Raw genomic sequence first — 16,147 nt, 5'->3', positions numbered from 1 at the left:
ACAAGACAGGAGGTTGCGGTGGCAATTCCGGAACTTAACGAGGTCGAGAGGCAACTGCTTGGGGTGATCGGTCGCGGACATCGAGATCGTCGGTTGCAAGTTTTCTATCGTGGAGAAATCTACCGCACCGCCCCGTTCACCTGGGGCGAGCTGTCTGCTCACGTCGGAGCTGCCGATGACGCGATTGCCGATGCCGTTGCAGCTCTTGTTGCTGCCGGTGTTGTTGACAGTGTAAGGCAGCCCACCCGTCTTTTCCGTTGGATACGAAGGACCAAACCCGCGACCTTTTTCTTTGTCACCCAGAAAGGGAAGCGATGGTTGGCGCAAATCGAACAGGTCATGGCCATCGGACAGATCTAGGAATTGACCTTGCTGGGCAGGCCTGGCCCGTGAGCGTTAAATCATCAGCTCGTCAAAGCGACGCATCGTCATCGACTGTCATGAAATGCATGACACGAACAAAATTGCCCTGCATGAGCTCTACGACGCGATCCGTTTCCAGCCAGAATATTGCTCTTACAATCTCCTCCTGCGTGAAATTCGCGTTGGCCAGAGCGACTGTCACCTGATGCAAGTTAACGGGCGCGACGGGCGTCGCATGGATAGATCGGAGATAATTTATGACTGCCGCTCTTGCTTCTTCGCGTCGATTCATGAGTTACACCACCTTATGCTTTTGCCCCTGTTCTCAACAGGCTTCCCCGACTCCCGCTAACGCTTTGGCCGGTCCGGCAACTTTGCGCCGCGACCGGGAAACGTCAGGCCTTTCGTGGGATTCGGATAAAAGCGTGGGCCAACAATTCGAATGCGTTTGCCCGTCGGGTCGGTAACATAAGTGGCTTCTTTGGCCTTCAACGCAGGTGATCTCTTCAGCTGGTTCAGCGTTGCAGCCTCCGTACTGCTTGCCCATAGCAGCATCAAAGCAAAAAGCGGCAGGGATGCACTGCCTACTTGTCCGGACCAGACGCCAACACCCTTCATTGTGTAAAACTTTAAGGCCGCCTTCAATCGTCACTCCTGATGATGATGCAAATGCCCTATTCGCTCACTGCCTGGATTTGACCTATGTCGGAGCGCTTAGGCTTTACACCGTGGTAGCCCCCCATCTCGTTGGTGAGATCTAGCACCACCCTCTTCGGTCGTTGCCCATCACGGTGCATCAGAAAAACAACCACGCAACGACCCTGCCTGGATGTGACCGACAAAACTTGGCCAGGGGTCTGATCCATCACACCCTTGGCGGTGTCGGCACAGTTCGTGGCTTCTCCAGCAACCGCAAATGAGAGCGGCACGATTGAAAACACAGCGGCCAGGAAATGAGCCTTCATACACCTGCGTGCGGGGGATGACGTTGACATAGGAATCTCCCCACTAGTGAACTGTGCCTTTGGTCTGAGGCATATCATTGTCCAATAATGCCTCGCACACTTCCTGGACCATGACGCGGGTAGCCTCGAGGACAGGGGGAGAAAGAGCTTCACCAAGACGAGCCGCGTGGCCAATTCTCAACAGGCCCTGCAACTCGGAAGCGTTCTCGATGAGGCCGCTCATCCTTGCCTGCAAGTCAATCGGCAGTTCCGACACATCGAGCTGTTCCTGATCCAGAAGCCCGCGTTCCCGCAGTATTCGCTCAAGCAGCAGCGTCAACTTGGCGACTTCCGCAATATCGTTCATCTGCACCCTCCCCGGTAATTTTTTCAGATGTGAACCGCCCACCCGCGATTCTTTATCGATAGCTCACCTCAATATATCATGACGTGATAGTCCTTGAAAGATATGGATGGACACAGGCGTGTTATTGTCCCGTGAGGGAGGTGCCCGAGTTTGATTTCCAGGATTTCGAATGGATCAAGCGGAGATGTTACAGCCTGATCGACAGCAGCTGGGACAGAACCCGCAGCTAAGCTGTGAAATCAGGCGCTTGATTTTCAGCTGCACTTTGCCGCCGCTGCGAGCGCAGCTGTTATACCCGCAAGCGCGTACCTGTAATTCGTCCGCGTACCTCGTTTCGAGGTGGCGCTCAGCGTCATGGTGTTGCCGGCTTTCATCGCCTCAACCAATGCGGTGTCATCGCTCGCGTCCTTCGTCCAGGCGGAATTCCCTTTCGGCCTCATCAGGAAATCCTTGCCGTCGACCGACACCGTTATCTCTGAGCCGGCGAGATTCTCATAACCCATGACCGCCTGAGGATAGTAGCTGCCGGCCCGTGGGTCTGGGGCAACCAGGAAATAGTTGTTGCCGTGATCGACATTCGCCGGCTGAGACTGCTGCGGCGTGGAGAGCGCGTAGCAGTGTTCTGCACCATTTGCTGAATATGAATAGAGGCCCCAAGCCCCAAACGTCCTGATCATCGTCGGCGTTGAACCGGGCTGTGCATTTGCCGGCGCCTGGCCGATTGCAGCAGAAACGATAACGGCGAGGGCGAACGATTTGCGGGACATCTCGTCTCCATGGCTAGATTGACTGTGGGAGCTGAAGCCAGGTTGGCCGCGGAAGGCGCTGTCCTTATATTTGGGCGCTCCGGCAGTGGGACTGTCGCGAGACCAATCCTGAAAAGCGTCGGACGCTGCACCCCGTACCTGACGGCATCAGAATCGAGTGGGCGCGCTCCGGAGTCCTGCTATTCGGCGGTCGCATCAGCGGCCCGAGCAGGCAACTCAAGCTCCAATAGGTCTGACGCGATATTTTGCGAGAGGTTCGGCGCCGGATGCCTGTTTGTGTTCCATGACAGAACGTCCGTCTTTCGCAGCCCGCGCTGATCGGTGACGGCCCTGAGCGTGATCTCCGCTCCTACTGCGGTATCGGCAAGTTCGCTCGGGTGTCGATTGCGCAAGATCGAATCGCGGCGACCGATGAACGCGACAGTGCCAAGCAGCGATTGCTGGTCAGCCCTTGCAACCTCGCACCACATACCATTGGGGGTGATCGAAGTGACCCGAAGCGTCGCTTCACTGGAGGGGTTCATCATGTGCTTGTGAAACGGTCTGGGAGTGCATGGAATCGATAGGCTCTCCACATCCATTCCTTCAGGATTCGGGTTTTGCAATTCTTTCTCCTCGCATCGACCCCGAGGCGGGCTCGGCTACAGTCATATGAAAACCTGATCCATTAAATTTATAGGCCGGCCATATACCGAAACAATTACGCCACAGGGCCGCTACGGCGCCGGTGATCCTCTTTGGCCCGCCCGAAATCATTTCAGGCGGGCCTCGTTCGAGGGACGTCTCATCACGTCCGGTCGAAGACTAGCTGTCCGTCACATGCGATGAAGCTTGTTGCGGAAGCTCCTTCATCTCTATCAGCTGTTCCGCGCAGTTATTTGCTGCATTGATAACGGGGCCGTCGATCCCAGCGACCTTCGTCCATCCACCGTCCTTGATGAAGTTCTCGCGTTCCCAGGACGAGGTGGCCTTGAGCGTCCGCAAGTTCTGCTTGGCTTCGCTCGCGCTTGTGAACTCGTGGACGCATATGCCGCCAACCAGTTCTGCCCGTGCATCCCGCGCTGCGACCATGTTCATCTCTCGCACGCGCGCCGACGTCGTCCAGCCTCCCCACGTAAAGCCAACGACCATCGTCAGTGCCGATGCGCCGACCAGCGACCAAAGCCATAGGATCTTGGACGGACGATACGAAGACCGGCCACCATCTCCGATACCTTGCATAGCTGTTCTCCTCACGCCTATATCATAACATGATATAAAAATGAACCCGCAGAGCAACCTGGGGCGGAATCACAAAAACTTGATCCAGCGGCTGGCTTCAACCCGTTTACGCTTGATCATTTGAAAGATCCGTAGCTCGACAACGACCGAATCTGAACACGTCATTGTGATTGATGGGGGAGAGATGCTTCTTTGTCCCTAATTTCCATAGGCTTTCGGACGGGCGGCTTGGCTTGTCACTCCCCTCGCTGAACCGGTGAACAGGTGGATTCCACATTTACGCTTTGTCACCTGCGAAAAATCTGACTACCTTTCTGTTCCGGGAAGGGGCATTTCATGAGAACAATAATCTGGGAACCTCCTGTTTCTGTGTGTGGAATCATCATCCACGGGCCATTCGAAGCATATCATTTCATGACTTCGCGAGCCGGTCACCGTCTGCGGTGGCCCAGGGTGAAAGGCTCGCAATTCGCCAAAGCCCAAACGGCTATGCTCGCAGCCATGGATGGCCGCGTGTCGATCGAAGAGGCCAGAGCGTGTTTCGGCCTGGCTCTGAAGGAAGCACAACTCACGCGATAAACTGGAGCAAGATCTCGGTACAAGGGGGTAGAAAATGGAGACCGCGCCGTGGGGTTCGTGTGTCTACTATCGCACCGACGACAATGTGGTGCATTCTGTAAGAGGCGTTGACGAAGCGCTGGTCGCTCTTTTTGATTGGTGGCCGGTAAAGACCGGAAATTTTCGCCTTATAGCGATGGACGCCTGCTATGCCGTGCAAGCTGGCCGAGAACAAACCGAGACGGCTCGACTGGCATTTGTCGCTGCGGCTATCGAAGCAGGCGCATTGGTCGATCACCGGCATGATCAGTCTGCCGATCAGCCTGGCGGTTTCGAGCCATACGGAAGCGCACCCATTATGGCCGTCTCCGTCGAGCCTCCCCCTTCAACTGCTCTCGATTTTACAAGCGGCTAGGAAAGATGCTTCAGAACCATTCCCAGTCAGCGTCTATTCTCGATCGAGAGGATTTGGAAATGCTCCAAAGGGTATTCGATCAATTGTGCGAGCGACATCGCTTCGAAAAGGGAAGTGCGGGGGCCACCCGGATTGCAAGGAATCTGATGGATCTGTTTCAACATGGAATAAGAGGAGAGCGTCAGTTGCTCATGATGTTGTCAGGCATCAAGACATTTCCATAGTTTGCCGTTGAGAGTGCCTCAAGGGCGGATGGCAACCTACCTGCTCCAGCAATATGTCAAGCGAGCGCGCCCCTGCGGAAGCTGTTCGTTGGCTCCGAGCAGGCTTTCGCGACCGCCTTCCTCAGATGCGTCGGTTCCGTCCATTGCGTTGCATCTGCTCCAGGCCTACCTAGAGGCGATGAAGACAAGCATCAGCCACAATGTCCCGAGGCAACCATGGGTTGGCTGATCGGCGGCGCGATAATTTTAGTGACCTTCTTGTTTTCGCCCAGAGCTGGCTCCGTTGTGGTCGCTTTGCTCGCTGTTGCCTGGGTCGGACTTTGGCTCGCTACCGATCGTAAAAGCGAGCAGGAACCCTCGCACCAATCGGTTTCCATTTCAGCGAACTTCGATCCCCAGCTGTGCCCGAACCCGGACATGCCGATTTCGGTGGCGATCACAAACCATGCGGACAGGGCCCTTCAGACTGTCTCATTCAGCCTGATTGCCAGGCAACGCAATTCAGTCGTCTACAGGGCCTCCCATACGAGTGACGAAGTCGTCGCGCCGGGAGATACCTTCTCGATATGCTACGGGCTAAACCCTCTTTCCTTTGCGATCCGCACTGTCCGCTATGACCCGCGAGAACTGGATTGGGCCGGTGAACCGTCCCTCACCCGGTTTGCGGGGTCGTAATCCGCTGACGGATCGCTGACAAAGGCTCTCCCATAGGCGAGGGCTGGGGCGTGATCCAGCGCCCGATTATTATCCAACGACGCACATAAGGCGATCACGAATTTGTGTCCGCGGCAAAGCGTAACGTCGGGACTCTCCCCGCCGAATAGGTGGTTACGCAGCCGATCACCGGCCTGCGGACTTCAAAGAGGAGATCATCCATGAACCGTTCCACGCTCACCCTCGCCCTCGCCGGCTCGCTCGCCAGTGCAATCGCATCCGCGTCGTTCGCCGCACCGCTCGCCCCCGAGAAGATGGTCGGCAACGAGAAATGCTATGGTATCGCACTAAAGGGCCAGAACGACTGTGCAGCCGGCCCTGGCACCACCTGCGCGGGCACCTCGACGGCCGACTATCAGGGCAACGCCTGGAAGGCGGTCCCCGCCGGCACCTGCACCTCTATGAATGTCAACGGCCATAAAGGCATGCTGGCGCCCATGAAGGGTTGAGCCCCGACCGGAGGCTCGGTTTGACCGGGCCTCCGCCTCATCCGTCGAGACAGGGAGAACAGCAATGACCGTTTCCGCGAACCGCGCCGTCGCCTTGCCGCCACGCGCCGGCGTCGGCCTCAAGCCGGAACATTACGAAACCATTCTGGCCATTAGGCCGGATATCGGCTTTTTCGAGGTTCACGCTGAAAATTACATGGGTGCTGGCGGGCCACCGCACCGCTATCTCGAGGCCGTCGCCGACCGCTATCCGCTCTCACTCCATGGCGTAGGCCTGTCGATCGGTGCAGCGCGCAACCTCGACACAGAACATCTGAAGCGGCTTCGCGGCCTCATCGATCGTTACCGGCCGCAGAGCTTTTCGGAACATCTGGCCTGGTCGACCCACGAGGCTGGCTTTCTCAACGACCTTCTGCCGCTGCCCTACACGGCCGAAACGCTGGCGCGGGTGATCGACCATGTCGATGAGACACAGCAATGGCTCGGCCGGCAAATGTTGCTCGAGAATCCGTCGACCTATCTATTGTTCTCCGAGAGCACGATCGACGAAGTGGATTTCCTGACGGAGATAGCCGACCGCACCGGCTGCGGGCTGCTGCTCGACGTCAACAATGTCATGGTTTCGGCCGTAAACCACTGTCTCGATCCGGTCGCCTATATCGACCGTTTCCCCATCGAACTGATTGGTGAAATCCACCTTGCCGGCTATGACGAGACTGTCGATGGCGTCGGAGAGCGGCTGTTGATCGATGCCCATGGCAGCGCCGTTAGAACCGATGTGGTGGAGCTTTACCAACACACGCTGTCCCGGAGTGGCCCCTTGCCGACATTAATCGAGTGGGACAACGACGTCCCCGATTTTGCCACCCTTCAGGCAGAGGCGGTTCGCGCCGATGTCATGTTGAATGCTGCAGCCGTGAAACGCCGCGCCAGCCGGGCGGCATGACCATGGGTTTCAACGAAAGCCAGAACGCCTTTGCAGCCGCCCTGCTCCATCCGGATCAGCCGCTTCCGCGCGGCATCACCACCGCCCGCGGCACAGCCGATTCATCGCGCTTCGCCGTCTACCGCAACAATGTATATGTCGGGCTGACAACGGCACTCGGCCAGCGCTTCCCGGTGACGAAGCGGCTCGTCGGCTCCGACTTCTTCGCCGGCATGGCCCGCGCCTACACCGCGGATCACAAGCCGGCCACACCACTGATCATGCACTATGGCGACGGTTTCCCGGATTTCGTCGCAGCGTTTCCGCCCGCGGCATCTCTCCCTTATCTTCCCGATGTCGCCCGGATCGAGGTCGCCTGGACCCGGGCCTATCATGCGGCAGATAGCCTGCCGCTCGGCGTCACCGCACTTGCCAGCGTGGCACCAGAACGAATTTCCGAGATGGCGCTCGTTCCGCATCCCTCGGCCCGGCTCGTGCTGTCGGATTTTCCGGCCGGCTCCATCTGGGGCGCCCACCAGGGCGAGACCGTGGCGACGGTAGCCGACTGGCATCCCGAAGCGGCGCTGGTCGTGCGGCCGGCAATGCACGTCGAGGTACATGTCCTGCCTCCGCGGGACGCGACGTTCGCGGCCTGCCTCCTTGACGGCGCTACCCTCGGCGAGGCGGCGCAGACGGCATTCGCAGCCGCCCCCGATTTCGATTTCGGATCGGCGCTGATCGGTCTGATCGGCCTTGGCGCATTCAGCGCCTTTGAATCTGTTGAAGGATAATTCCCATGACCATCGAACGTGCTTCCTCCCGCGGTCTCGGCGTAGCACTTGTCTCGCTTCATCATCACACCGAACGCCTCTTCGCATTGATCCCACCGTCGCTGCCGCTGCTGGCGCTGCGCATCGGCCTGGCAATCCCGTTCTTCAAATCGGGACTGACGAAGTGGGACGGATTCCTGACGCTCTCGACCGGAGCCAGATTTCTGTTCGAACAGGAATTCAAGCTGCATATATTCGGCAGCCAATTCTCCTACCCCATGCCGTTGACCATGGCGGCCGCGGCCGGGATTGCCGAACTCGCCCTGCCCGTCCTGTTGGTGCTGGGCCTTTTCACTCGCTATGCGGCTCTTGGTCTGCTCGCGATGACGGCAGTGATCCAGCTCACTATTCCGGACGGCTGGGCCAACTTCCATCTTCCATGGGCCGCTATGGCGCTGACCCTTGTGGTCTACGGCGGCGGCAGGATTGCACTTGATCCCTTGATCAAACTCCGCAGCGAATGACGAAACTCGGCCCATCTCGAATCGGTTAAATACTCTCAGCCCGCCCACCTGGTCCTTCGCAAGAGCGTGCGCTTGAAGGGGGGGTGAAGCTTCCGCCTACACCGTAGAACGCCGATCTAAGTCATTGAAACCTTGGGAGCGCTTCAGAAATCGATTGTCATCCGGGGCCTCACAAATCCGGTGACGGTCGACATCTGGTAGAGCTGGTAACGCAACCGGCTCGGGACCACCGGCATAGCATGCCTGCGGGCAGATAAGCGCAGCCACATATAATCGTCGGCGTCCAGCTACCACCGTCTTCAACTATGTCGCGCTGTCCCAAAGGGGCAGCGTCAATCGACCGAGCTGTTCAACAGCTACATTCTCGCAACTATGCATTCCGCCAAAAAAAATTCTTGATATTTGTAGGTCAAGTGCCCTAGACAGATCTAGGTCAATCGTCCTAAAAAAGTGAGTGGGCTTTCGATAAAGCGCATTCAGAGGAGTCGGAATTTGGTGGCCACGACGACGCGACAGCAGATTGTTGAAGCAGCCGACAGGCTCTTCTACGAGCGAGGTTTCGAGGCGACGTCCTTTGCAGACATAGCGGCGGTCGTGGGGCTTTCGCGTGGGAACTTCTACTATCACTTCAGGACCAAGGACGAGATCCTCGAAGCCGTGATCACCCATCGCCTTTCAAAGACAAGGGCGATGCTCGATCGGTGGGAGGTTGAGGCGAAATCCTCGACCGACCGTATCCGCAGCTTCATCAACCTCCTCATCATGAACCGCGCAAAGATCATGGCCCACGGCTGCCCCGTCGGAACGCTATGCAATGAACTCGCCAAGCTCGATCATGTTGCCAAGAACAGAGCGGCCGAGCTGTTCACCTTGTTCCGCGACTGGCTGTCGCGCCAGTTTAGAGACATTGGCCACGAAACCGGCGCCGATGAGCTCGCCATGCACATTCTCATGCGCAGCCAGGGTGTGGCCGCGCTCGCGACCGCGTTTCGCGATGAGGCGTTCGTGCGCCGTGAGGTTGAAGACATGTGCCAATGGCTGGCAGCACAGCAACCCACGTCATCAATCCTCTAAAAACCGTTTCCGTCCAGAATTCCTGAGGAGCCACCTATGTTCGTCGTCACGCTCAAATTCTCCGCCAGCAAGGCTAAAGCACCTCATTTGATGGAAGGGCACAATGCCTGGCTCAAGCGAGGCTTCGACGAGGGCATTTTCCTCCTCAGCGGAAGCATTCAGCCAAGCGCCGGCGGGGCGGTTCTCGCACACAATACCTCTCGCGCCGATCTGGAAACACGCGTTCAGCAAGACCCCTTTGTTGTGGAAGATGTCGTCACCGCCGACATCCTCGAAATCGCACCCGGCCGCACAGATGATCGCCTGGCTTTTTTAAAGGCTTGAGGAATGAGCGCGACGATCCCAGGCCCGGACGGGCAGCCGCGCTGCCGTTGGTGTGCTGCCGCTCCGGAATTTCTGCCCTATCACGATAGAGAGTGGGGCTTTCCCGTCGACGATGACAACCGCCTATTCGAAAAACTCTGCCTGGAAGGTTTTCAATCCGGTTTGAGCTGGCGCACGATCCTGGCCAAGCGGGAGAACTTTCGAGCCGCCTTTCTCGGCTTCGATTTCAATCATATCGCGCGATTTGCGGACGCTGATATCGAAAGCCTTGTGCAGGACCCCGGCATCGTGCGCCACCGAGGGAAGATCGTGGCCGTCGTCAACAACGCGCGGCGTGCTCAGGAACTCGTAAAGCAGGAGGGATCGCTGGCCGCCTATGTCTGGCGCTTCGAGCCGAAGTCGTCCGAGCTGTCGCCTCCACAGACGGCGTCGGTGTCGGCCGCGTCCATCGCCATGTCGAAAGATCTCAAGAGACGCAGTTGGTCCTTCGTCGGCCCCACCACCGTCTACGCTTTCATGCAGGCGATGGGCCTGATCAATGATCACACTGAGGGCTGCATCATTAGAGACAAGGCCGCGGTAGCCAGGGCAGCCTTCCGGCGCCCGACCGCGATCCGGCGGACTTGAACCTGACCCGTATATTCGCCTCTCGCCGGGTAGTCACTCAAGACGGTTTCTGTGACGATCCTCGCTCTGTCATGCCGAGCGACTACCATCTTGTGAAACACCGCGAATTTTCGGCCGCATTGGAATCGCGAGCGTGCGCGAGGCGGTGCAGCCGTTTAACATCTTCAACTTATCTCGTACGGCACTGTCATTCTCTGATGATGATCGACACCGATACGACCCTTCATAGGAGGCCACGCCCTGCTCGGACACCGCGTTCTCTCGCAGATCCGGCACGATATCCCAATGGGTTCGAATACCGGTCGCGCAGTGTCGCGAAGATCATCTGCATAGACGAACGCTTCGGCGTTGCTCATCTCGCACCCGAAGGCTAGCGCATATGCTATGTGCTGGCCATGGAATCCTCCCGAGTGTTTGGTTACCTGGAGGGCGAGCGAAAGGTACTTCCCCCCGTCCGGAGTCTCCGCCATCTGCCGAAGTATCTTACCCGGGGATTCGAATGCCTGATGGACGTTCCAGACGGGGCACGCCGCGCCAAAGCGCGCGAATTGCAGCTTCGTGGCGCTATGGCGCTTGGTGATGTTACCCGCGCGGTCGATTCGGGCAAAGAACATGGGCACACCCTTGCGCCCCGGACGTTGCAATGTCGAAAGACGGTGACAGACCTGTTCGATCGATGTGTTGAACTCAAGGGCGAGTAGCTCGACGTCATGTCGCAGAGCGGCCGCGGCGTCCGCGAACTGACAGTACGGCATCAGAAGCGCTCCGGCGACGTAATTCTGCAGCCCGACCTTGCAGATCTCCGCTGCCTCGGCCGTCCTGAATCCGGCTCCGGCAACGATCTCCGCGATCGGTCCGCTGAACTCCACCTGGGCGAGCTGCACCGCCATCTGGAAAAGCTGGGTCTGCGCCGGGGAATGTCTGTTGAGGTAAAGCGTCGATGTTTTTGCGTCGAAGCTCCGTAGTGATCCCTCATGGGCGGCTTGGAGCACCGAGACACCGCATTTGCCGAGTTCCCTCTTCATCGCGCCGAAGGGGTCCACCTGCAAACCGAGGGTCGAGGCCAGACGCTCTGCCGCCACGTCCAGATCGTGCACGTAATTATCGACGAAGTGGAAGTAGTCCCTCACTTCCTCATAGGGAGTTGGCTCGGACATCCCTTTCGCAAGCTCTTGATCAATCCCCGCAAGCTGTTCGGTGGTCCGCCTGTAGGCCTGGTGGGCGAGTATCAGCGCATGCGCTATGCCGGGTGCGTTCTGCACCACGAGCTTGATGTCTTGCACGGTGGGGGCGAGTGTTTCGAAGAGCGGGTCTTTCAGCGCCTCGGAAAGGGCGGACAACAGGCGGTCGCCCTCCCCGCCGGCGATTTCCGACACCTGAAGCTGAAACTTGTCGACGAGCGCCAGGAGCACGGTGGCCGAAACCGGGCGGCTGTTGCTCTCGATCTGGTTGAGGTAGCTCGTCGATATCCCAAGACGCTCGGCGAACTGGCTCTGGTTCCACTTCCGGGAAAGCCGGAGCTCACGCACGCTCTTGCCGATGAATAGTTTTCCGATCGCCATATTTGCAATTTCACAAATTCATATTTCAGTCTTTGTAAATTCTCCTGTACACATGTTCAACTCTTTTCTTCGCGTCCGGCCTCTCCTAGAAAAATATGAAAGGGAGGACCCGATGCAGCGAGTTCTGGAACAACTGGAAAAACGCCGTGCGGAGGCGCGACTTGGCGGGGGCAGGAAGCGTATCGATGCGCAGCATGCGAAGGGCAAGCTGACGGCGCGTGAGAGAGTAGAGGTTCTGCTCGACGAAGGCTCGTTCGAGGAGTTCGACATGTACGTGACCCACCGCGCGGTGGATTTCGGCATGGCGGAGCAGAAGGTCGCCGGCGACGGCGTCGTCACCGGCTGGGGCACGATCAACGGCCGCCAGGTCTATGTCTTCTCGCAGGATTTCACCGTCCTCGGCGGCTCGCTGTCGGAAACCCATGCCCAGAAGATCTGCAAGATCATGGACATGGCGGTCCGGGTCGGCGCTCCGGTGATCGGTCTGAACGATTCCGGCGGCGCCCGCATCCAGGAAGGCGTGTCTTCGCTCGCCGGTTACGCGGAAGTCTTCCGCCGCAATGCCGAGGCGTCCGGCGTCGTGCCGCAGATTTCGGTGATCATGGGACCCTGCGCCGGCGGGGCGGTCTATTCGCCGGCGATGACCGATTTCATCTTCATGGTGCGCGACAGTTCCTACATGTTCGTCACCGGTCCCGACGTGGTGAAGACGGTGACGAACGAGATCGTCACGGCCGAGGAACTCGGTGGCGCCGGCACCCATACGAAAAAATCCTCGGTCGCCGATGCCGCCTTCGAGAACGATATCGAGGCGCTCGAAGCCGTCCGCCAGCTCTTCGATTTCCTGCCCTTGAACAACCGCGACAAGCCGCCGGTCCGACCTTTCCACGACGACCCGGCCCGCATCGAGAACCGCCTCGACAGCCTGATCCCGGATAGCGCCGCCAAACCTTACGACATGAAGGAACTGATCCTCGCGATTGCCGACGAGGGCGACTTCTTCGAGATCCAGGAAGCCTATGCGAGAAACATCATCACCGGTTTCCTCCGGCTGGAAGGCCAGACGGTCGGCGTCGTCGCCAACCAGCCGATGGTGCTGGCCGGCTGCCTCGATATCGACTCATCCCGCAAGGCGGCGCGTTTCGTGCGCTTCTGCGACGCCTTCTCGATCCCGATCCTGACGCTGGTGGACGTCCCCGGTTTCCTGCCGGGCGTGGCGCAGGAATATGGCGGCGTCATCAAGCACGGCGCCAAGCTTCTGTTCGCCTATTCGGAGGCGACGGTGCCGATGGTGACGCTGATCACCCGAAAGGCCTATGGCGGCGCCTATGACGTCATGGCCTCGAAACATATCGGCGCCGACGTCAATTATGCCTGGCCGACGGCCGAGATCGCCGTCATGGGCGCGAAGGGCGCGACCGAGATCCTCTATCGCTCGGAACTCGGCGATCCGCAGAAGATCGCGGCGCGGACGAAGGAATACGAGGAGCGTTTCGCCAACCCGTTCGTGGCCGCCGAACGCGGCTTTATCGACGAGGTGATCATGCCCCATTCGTCGCGCCGCCGCATCGCCCGCGCCTTCGCTTCGCTGCGCAACAAGCAGGTGACGACCCATTGGAAGAAACATGACACGATCCCGCTGTAGAGGTGAACCGATGTGCAGCCACGTTCTCGACGGTGAAAATACATACACCACGCCGCGCGAGCTAGCGCGACTTACAGGCGGCCCCGATAGCTTGCGCTGGCTTCAGCACGACCATGAAATGGATTGGTGCCTCTGCATTGTCGATTTGCCCGCAACGCTCTCCCACGCCCGCTTGAAGTGGACGCGCGTTAGCGAAACCCTGAATTTCCTGATTGATCGGTAGAGATTGCATGTTCCAGAAAATCCTCATCGCCAACCGTGGCGAGATCGCCTGCCGGGTCATCAGGACGGCCAGGAAGATGGGTATCAAGACGGTGGCGGTTTATTCGGATGCGGATGCGGAGGCGCTGCATGTGAAGATGGCCGACGAGGCCGTTCATATCGGTCCGGCGCCGTCGTCCCAGTCCTATATCGTCATCGACAGGATCCTCGATGCGATCCGGGCGACCGGCGCCGATGCGGTGCATCCGGGTTACGGCTTCCTGTCGGAAAACGCCGCCTTCGCGCAGGCGCTGGAAAAGGCCGGCATCGCCTTCATCGGGCCGCCGGTCAACGCCATCCAGGCGATGGGCGACAAGATCACCTCGAAGAAGATCGCGGCAGAGGCCGGCGTCTCCACCGTGCCCGGCCATATGGGCCTGATCGAGGATGCGGAAGAGGCGGTAAAGATCTCCGCGTCGATCGGTTATCCGGTGATGATCAAGGCGTCTGCCGGCGGCGGCGGCAAGGGCATGCGGATCGCCTGGAACGACGCCGAGGCCCGCGAGGGTTTCCAGTCCTCCCGCAACGAGGCGAAGAACTCCTTCGGCGACGACCGCATCTTCATCGAAAAATTCGTCGACCAGCCGCGCCATATCGAAATCCAGGTGCTCGGCGACCAACATGGCACCACGCTCTATCTCGGCGAGCGCGAATGCTCGATCCAGCGCCGCAACCAGAAGGTCATCGAGGAAGCCCCGTCGCCGTTCCTCGACGCGGAAACCCGGCGAGCCATGGGAGAACAGGCGGTCGCACTCGCCAAGGCGGTCGGTTATGTCTCGGCCGGCACGGTCGAGTTCATCGTCGATGGCGCCAGAAATTTCTATTTCCTCGAGATGAACACCCGCCTGCAGGTCGAGCACCCGGTCACCGAACTGGTCACCGGCATCGATCTGGTCGAGCAGATGATCCGGGTTGCGTCAGGCGAAAAGCTGTCCTTCGGGCAGGATGACGTGAAGCTCAACGGCTGGGCGATCGAAAGCCGGCTTTATGCCGAGGATCCCTACCGCAACTTCCTGCCCTCGATCGGCCGGCTGACCCGCTACCGCCCGCCGGCGGAAGGCCGGCAGGACGATGGCACCGTGGTGCGCAACGATACCGGCGTCTTCGAAGGCGGCGAGATCTCCATGTATTACGACCCGATGATCGCAAAGCTCTGCACCTGGGCGCCCGACCGGCTGGCGGCTGTCGATGCGATGGGCAAGGCGCTCGACGATTTCGAGGTGGACGGTATCGGCCACAACCTGCCCTTCCTGTCGGCGGTCATGGATCACCCTCGTTTCCGTTCCGGAAATATCACCACGGCCTTTATCGCCGAGGAATTCCCGGACGGTTTTTCCGGCGTGCATCCGGACGCGGCGGCGGCAAAGAAGCTCGCCGCCGTCGCCGTCCTGGTTCATCAGGCCCTGCAGGAGCGGGCGGTACAGATTTCCGGTACGATCGGCAACCATCGCCGGGTGATCGGCAGGGACTGGGTGGCGACGCTTGCCGGCTTCGAGGAGGCCGTCACGCTGGAAACCGGGCCTGACGGCGCCGGCGTCCGTTTTGCCGTCCGTTTTGCCGATGGAACGCAGCTTTCCGTCGCCAGCGGCTGGCTGCCGGGGCAGAGCCATGCCCGCTTCCATGTCGGCGGCGAGACGATGGGGATCAAGGTCAACCTTATCGGCTCGGCGATCCGGCTGCGCTGGCGCGGCATGGATGTCACCGCCCGCGTCCGTTCGCCGCGCGTCGCCGAACTTGCCCGCCTGATGCCGAAAAAGCTGCCGCCGGACACCTCGAAAATGCTGCTCTGCCCCATGCCCGGCGTCATCACCTCGGTCTCCGTGAAAGCCGGCGACGCCGTCGAGGCCGGCCAGACGCTCGCCACCGTCGAGGCGATGAAGATGGAGAACGTGCTGAAGGCGGAGAGACAAGGCATCGTCAAACGCGTCGCAGCAAGCCAGGGACAAAGCCTGGCGGTCGACGAGCTGATCATGGAGTTCGAGTGATGGGAGGATGGGTGAAATGGACGGCCAAATGGCTAGTCATCTATTTGGTTTCAAACATCATTACAGCTTCCGCGATATGGATCGTCTTCCTCTTGTTCGTGACCTATGAAATGACGGATCCCCAACTCGTCAATTTCGGTAAGAGGAAGGCGATTGAGGACTACAAGTGGGACTACATAACCAGAATCACCACTGATCCAAACAGCGTGAGCTGTGAGGTCTCTCGCGTTGGCAATGACGAAGTGGCGGAAGTGTTGTGCTCGGTATTCGACGGCGCCAACCTCGTTTTCAAGAGAAACTACTTCTACGCCGTCAGCGGATTTGGCGCGGGCGATGTCGCTGGATTTGAGGATTATCCCCTTTCAACTGTGGAAACCAAGTAAGTGCGGCCATGCAGAGATTTGTGACAGTTGATACACGGAAGCTGC

General features: G+C 59.1%; 21 protein-coding genes. 14 read left to right on the top strand and 7 right to left on the bottom strand.

Translation table 11 applies throughout. The features are described from left to right. Positions 1-18: 18 nt before the first annotated feature. The gene (locus tag ACSQ8R_RS26915; protein ID WP_436256395.1) at positions 19-360 is read left to right on the top strand and encodes a hypothetical protein; all 342 of its coding nucleotides are present in this window, start codon (positions 19-21) and stop codon (positions 358-360) included. A 52-nt stretch (positions 361-412) separates the two neighbouring features. On the opposite strand, the gene ACSQ8R_RS26910 is transcribed toward ACSQ8R_RS26915, so the two are convergent. The 6 genes from ACSQ8R_RS26910 to ACSQ8R_RS26885 all read right to left on the bottom strand — a co-directional run bounded on the left by ACSQ8R_RS26910 (position 413) and on the right by ACSQ8R_RS26885 (position 3,662). After that, positions 413-655: a hypothetical protein gene (locus tag ACSQ8R_RS26910; RefSeq protein ID WP_436256394.1), complete on the bottom strand. Its 243-nt coding sequence runs from the start codon at positions 653-655 to the stop codon at positions 413-415. A 56-nt stretch (positions 656-711) separates the two neighbouring features. Further along, the gene (locus ACSQ8R_RS26905; protein WP_436256393.1) at positions 712-1,008 is read right to left on the bottom strand and encodes a hypothetical protein; all 297 of its coding nucleotides are present in this window, start codon (positions 1,006-1,008) and stop codon (positions 712-714) included. Between the two features lie 363 nt (positions 1,009-1,371). Further along, positions 1,372-1,674, bottom strand: coding sequence for a hypothetical protein (locus ACSQ8R_RS26900; RefSeq protein WP_436256392.1), 303 nt, complete (start codon positions 1,672-1,674; stop codon positions 1,372-1,374). Positions 1,675-1,928: 254 nt separating this feature from the next. After that, positions 1,929-2,441: an invasion associated locus B family protein gene (locus ACSQ8R_RS26895; protein ID WP_436256391.1), complete on the bottom strand. Its 513-nt coding sequence runs from the start codon at positions 2,439-2,441 to the stop codon at positions 1,929-1,931. A gap of 179 nt (positions 2,442-2,620) precedes the next feature. Further along, positions 2,621-3,046, bottom strand: a complete 426-nt coding sequence (locus ACSQ8R_RS26890; RefSeq protein ID WP_436256390.1) for a hypothetical protein — start codon at positions 3,044-3,046, stop codon at positions 2,621-2,623. 199 nt (positions 3,047-3,245) lie between these two features. Continuing rightward, positions 3,246-3,662, bottom strand: a complete 417-nt coding sequence (locus tag ACSQ8R_RS26885) for a hypothetical protein (RefSeq protein WP_436256389.1) — start codon at positions 3,660-3,662, stop codon at positions 3,246-3,248. Positions 3,663-3,998: 336 nt separating this feature from the next. Here ACSQ8R_RS26885 and ACSQ8R_RS26880 point away from each other — a divergent pair, with 336 nt between their 5' ends. From ACSQ8R_RS26880 to ACSQ8R_RS26835, 10 genes are all read left to right on the top strand, one after another. Continuing rightward, positions 3,999-4,241, top strand: a complete 243-nt coding sequence (locus ACSQ8R_RS26880) for a DUF982 domain-containing protein (RefSeq protein ID WP_436256388.1) — start codon at positions 3,999-4,001, stop codon at positions 4,239-4,241. A gap of 34 nt (positions 4,242-4,275) precedes the next feature. Continuing rightward, positions 4,276-4,635 carry a DUF982 domain-containing protein gene (locus ACSQ8R_RS26875; protein WP_436256387.1) on the top strand — a complete coding sequence of 120 codons (360 nt, stop codon included), beginning with the start codon at positions 4,276-4,278 and terminating at the stop codon, positions 4,633-4,635. Between the two features lie 440 nt (positions 4,636-5,075). Then, positions 5,076-5,534, top strand: coding sequence for a hypothetical protein (locus ACSQ8R_RS26870; RefSeq protein ID WP_436256386.1), 459 nt, complete (start codon positions 5,076-5,078; stop codon positions 5,532-5,534). A 200-nt stretch (positions 5,535-5,734) separates the two neighbouring features. Further along, positions 5,735-6,022, top strand: a complete 288-nt coding sequence (locus tag ACSQ8R_RS26865) for a BufA1 family periplasmic bufferin-type metallophore (RefSeq protein WP_436256385.1) — start codon at positions 5,735-5,737, stop codon at positions 6,020-6,022. A gap of 64 nt (positions 6,023-6,086) precedes the next feature. Next, positions 6,087-6,968 (top strand): MNIO family bufferin maturase, encoded by an 882-nt coding sequence (bufB, locus tag ACSQ8R_RS26860; protein ID WP_436256384.1) that lies wholly within the window; start codon positions 6,087-6,089, stop codon positions 6,966-6,968. Next, entirely contained in the window at positions 6,965-7,738 is a 774-nt protein-coding gene (locus ACSQ8R_RS26855) for an HvfC/BufC N-terminal domain-containing protein (RefSeq protein WP_436256383.1), read from the top strand. Before bufB ends, ACSQ8R_RS26855 begins: the two co-directional genes overlap by 4 nt. Positions 7,739-7,743: 5 nt before the next feature. Further along, on the top strand, positions 7,744-8,241 hold the full coding sequence (locus ACSQ8R_RS26850; protein ID WP_436256382.1) for a DoxX family protein: 498 nt from the start codon (positions 7,744-7,746) through the stop codon (positions 8,239-8,241). Between the two features lie 492 nt (positions 8,242-8,733). Continuing rightward, on the top strand, positions 8,734-9,315 hold the full coding sequence (locus tag ACSQ8R_RS26845; protein ID WP_436256381.1) for a TetR/AcrR family transcriptional regulator: 582 nt from the start codon (positions 8,734-8,736) through the stop codon (positions 9,313-9,315). A gap of 36 nt (positions 9,316-9,351) precedes the next feature. Then, positions 9,352-9,639 (top strand): YciI family protein, encoded by a 288-nt coding sequence (locus ACSQ8R_RS26840; RefSeq protein ID WP_436256380.1) that lies wholly within the window; start codon positions 9,352-9,354, stop codon positions 9,637-9,639. 3 nt (positions 9,640-9,642) lie between these two features. Further along, the gene (locus tag ACSQ8R_RS26835; RefSeq protein WP_436256379.1) at positions 9,643-10,266 is read left to right on the top strand and encodes a DNA-3-methyladenine glycosylase I; all 624 of its coding nucleotides are present in this window, start codon (positions 9,643-9,645) and stop codon (positions 10,264-10,266) included. Positions 10,267-10,430: 164 nt separating this feature from the next. Here ACSQ8R_RS26835 and ACSQ8R_RS26830 read toward each other — a convergent pair whose 3' ends face one another. Continuing rightward, the gene (locus tag ACSQ8R_RS26830) at positions 10,431-11,828 is read right to left on the bottom strand and encodes a helix-turn-helix domain-containing protein (RefSeq protein WP_436256378.1); all 1,398 of its coding nucleotides are present in this window, start codon (positions 11,826-11,828) and stop codon (positions 10,431-10,433) included. A 112-nt stretch (positions 11,829-11,940) separates the two neighbouring features. Between ACSQ8R_RS26830 and ACSQ8R_RS26825 the strand changes: the two genes are divergently transcribed. The 3 genes from ACSQ8R_RS26825 (at position 11,941) to ACSQ8R_RS26815 (ending at position 16,102) form a co-directional block, all read left to right on the top strand. Beyond that, positions 11,941-13,473 carry an acyl-CoA carboxylase subunit beta gene (locus tag ACSQ8R_RS26825; protein WP_436256377.1) on the top strand — a complete coding sequence of 511 codons (1,533 nt, stop codon included), beginning with the start codon at positions 11,941-11,943 and terminating at the stop codon, positions 13,471-13,473. A 230-nt stretch (positions 13,474-13,703) separates the two neighbouring features. Then, entirely contained in the window at positions 13,704-15,719 is a 2,016-nt protein-coding gene (locus tag ACSQ8R_RS26820) for an acetyl-CoA carboxylase biotin carboxylase subunit (protein WP_436256376.1), read from the top strand. Positions 15,720-15,730: 11 nt separating this feature from the next. Then, on the top strand, positions 15,731-16,102 hold the full coding sequence (locus ACSQ8R_RS26815) for a hypothetical protein (protein ID WP_436256375.1): 372 nt from the start codon (positions 15,731-15,733) through the stop codon (positions 16,100-16,102). Positions 16,103-16,147: the final 45 nt, after the last annotated feature.

This window comes from Neorhizobium sp. LjRoot104 (assembly GCF_964253725.1).
Classification (GTDB): Bacteria; Pseudomonadota; Alphaproteobacteria; order Rhizobiales; family Rhizobiaceae; genus Neorhizobium.
This window is presented reverse-complemented; position numbering and strand designations above follow the sequence as displayed.

Excerpts from the sequence above, each read along its gene's own strand:
- ACSQ8R_RS26910 (WP_436256394.1), bottom strand. The coding sequence starts at position 655 with ATGAATCGACGCGAAGAAGCAAGAGCGGCAGTCATAAATTATCTCCGA.
- ACSQ8R_RS26900 (WP_436256392.1), bottom strand. The coding sequence starts at position 1,674 with ATGAACGATATTGCGGAAGTCGCCAAGTTGACGCTGCTGCTTGAGCGA.
- ACSQ8R_RS26895 (WP_436256391.1), bottom strand. The coding sequence starts at position 2,441 with ATGTCCCGCAAATCGTTCGCCCTCGCCGTTATCGTTTCTGCTGCAATC.
- ACSQ8R_RS26885 (WP_436256389.1), bottom strand. The coding sequence starts at position 3,662 with ATGCAAGGTATCGGAGATGGTGGCCGGTCTTCGTATCGTCCGTCCAAG.
- ACSQ8R_RS26880 (WP_436256388.1), top strand. The coding sequence starts at position 3,999 with ATGAGAACAATAATCTGGGAACCTCCTGTTTCTGTGTGTGGAATCATC.
- ACSQ8R_RS26875 (WP_436256387.1), top strand. The coding sequence starts at position 4,276 with ATGGAGACCGCGCCGTGGGGTTCGTGTGTCTACTATCGCACCGACGAC.
- ACSQ8R_RS26870 (WP_436256386.1), top strand. The coding sequence starts at position 5,076 with ATGGGTTGGCTGATCGGCGGCGCGATAATTTTAGTGACCTTCTTGTTT.
- ACSQ8R_RS26865 (WP_436256385.1), top strand. The coding sequence starts at position 5,735 with ATGAACCGTTCCACGCTCACCCTCGCCCTCGCCGGCTCGCTCGCCAGT.
- bufB (WP_436256384.1), top strand. The coding sequence starts at position 6,087 with ATGACCGTTTCCGCGAACCGCGCCGTCGCCTTGCCGCCACGCGCCGGC.
- ACSQ8R_RS26855 (WP_436256383.1), top strand. The coding sequence starts at position 6,965 with ATGACCATGGGTTTCAACGAAAGCCAGAACGCCTTTGCAGCCGCCCTG.
- ACSQ8R_RS26850 (WP_436256382.1), top strand. The coding sequence starts at position 7,744 with ATGACCATCGAACGTGCTTCCTCCCGCGGTCTCGGCGTAGCACTTGTC.
- ACSQ8R_RS26840 (WP_436256380.1), top strand. The coding sequence starts at position 9,352 with ATGTTCGTCGTCACGCTCAAATTCTCCGCCAGCAAGGCTAAAGCACCT.
- ACSQ8R_RS26835 (WP_436256379.1), top strand. The coding sequence starts at position 9,643 with ATGAGCGCGACGATCCCAGGCCCGGACGGGCAGCCGCGCTGCCGTTGG.
- ACSQ8R_RS26830 (WP_436256378.1), bottom strand. The coding sequence starts at position 11,828 with ATGGCGATCGGAAAACTATTCATCGGCAAGAGCGTGCGTGAGCTCCGG.
- ACSQ8R_RS26825 (WP_436256377.1), top strand. The coding sequence starts at position 11,941 with ATGCAGCGAGTTCTGGAACAACTGGAAAAACGCCGTGCGGAGGCGCGA.
- ACSQ8R_RS26820 (WP_436256376.1), top strand. The coding sequence starts at position 13,704 with ATGTTCCAGAAAATCCTCATCGCCAACCGTGGCGAGATCGCCTGCCGG.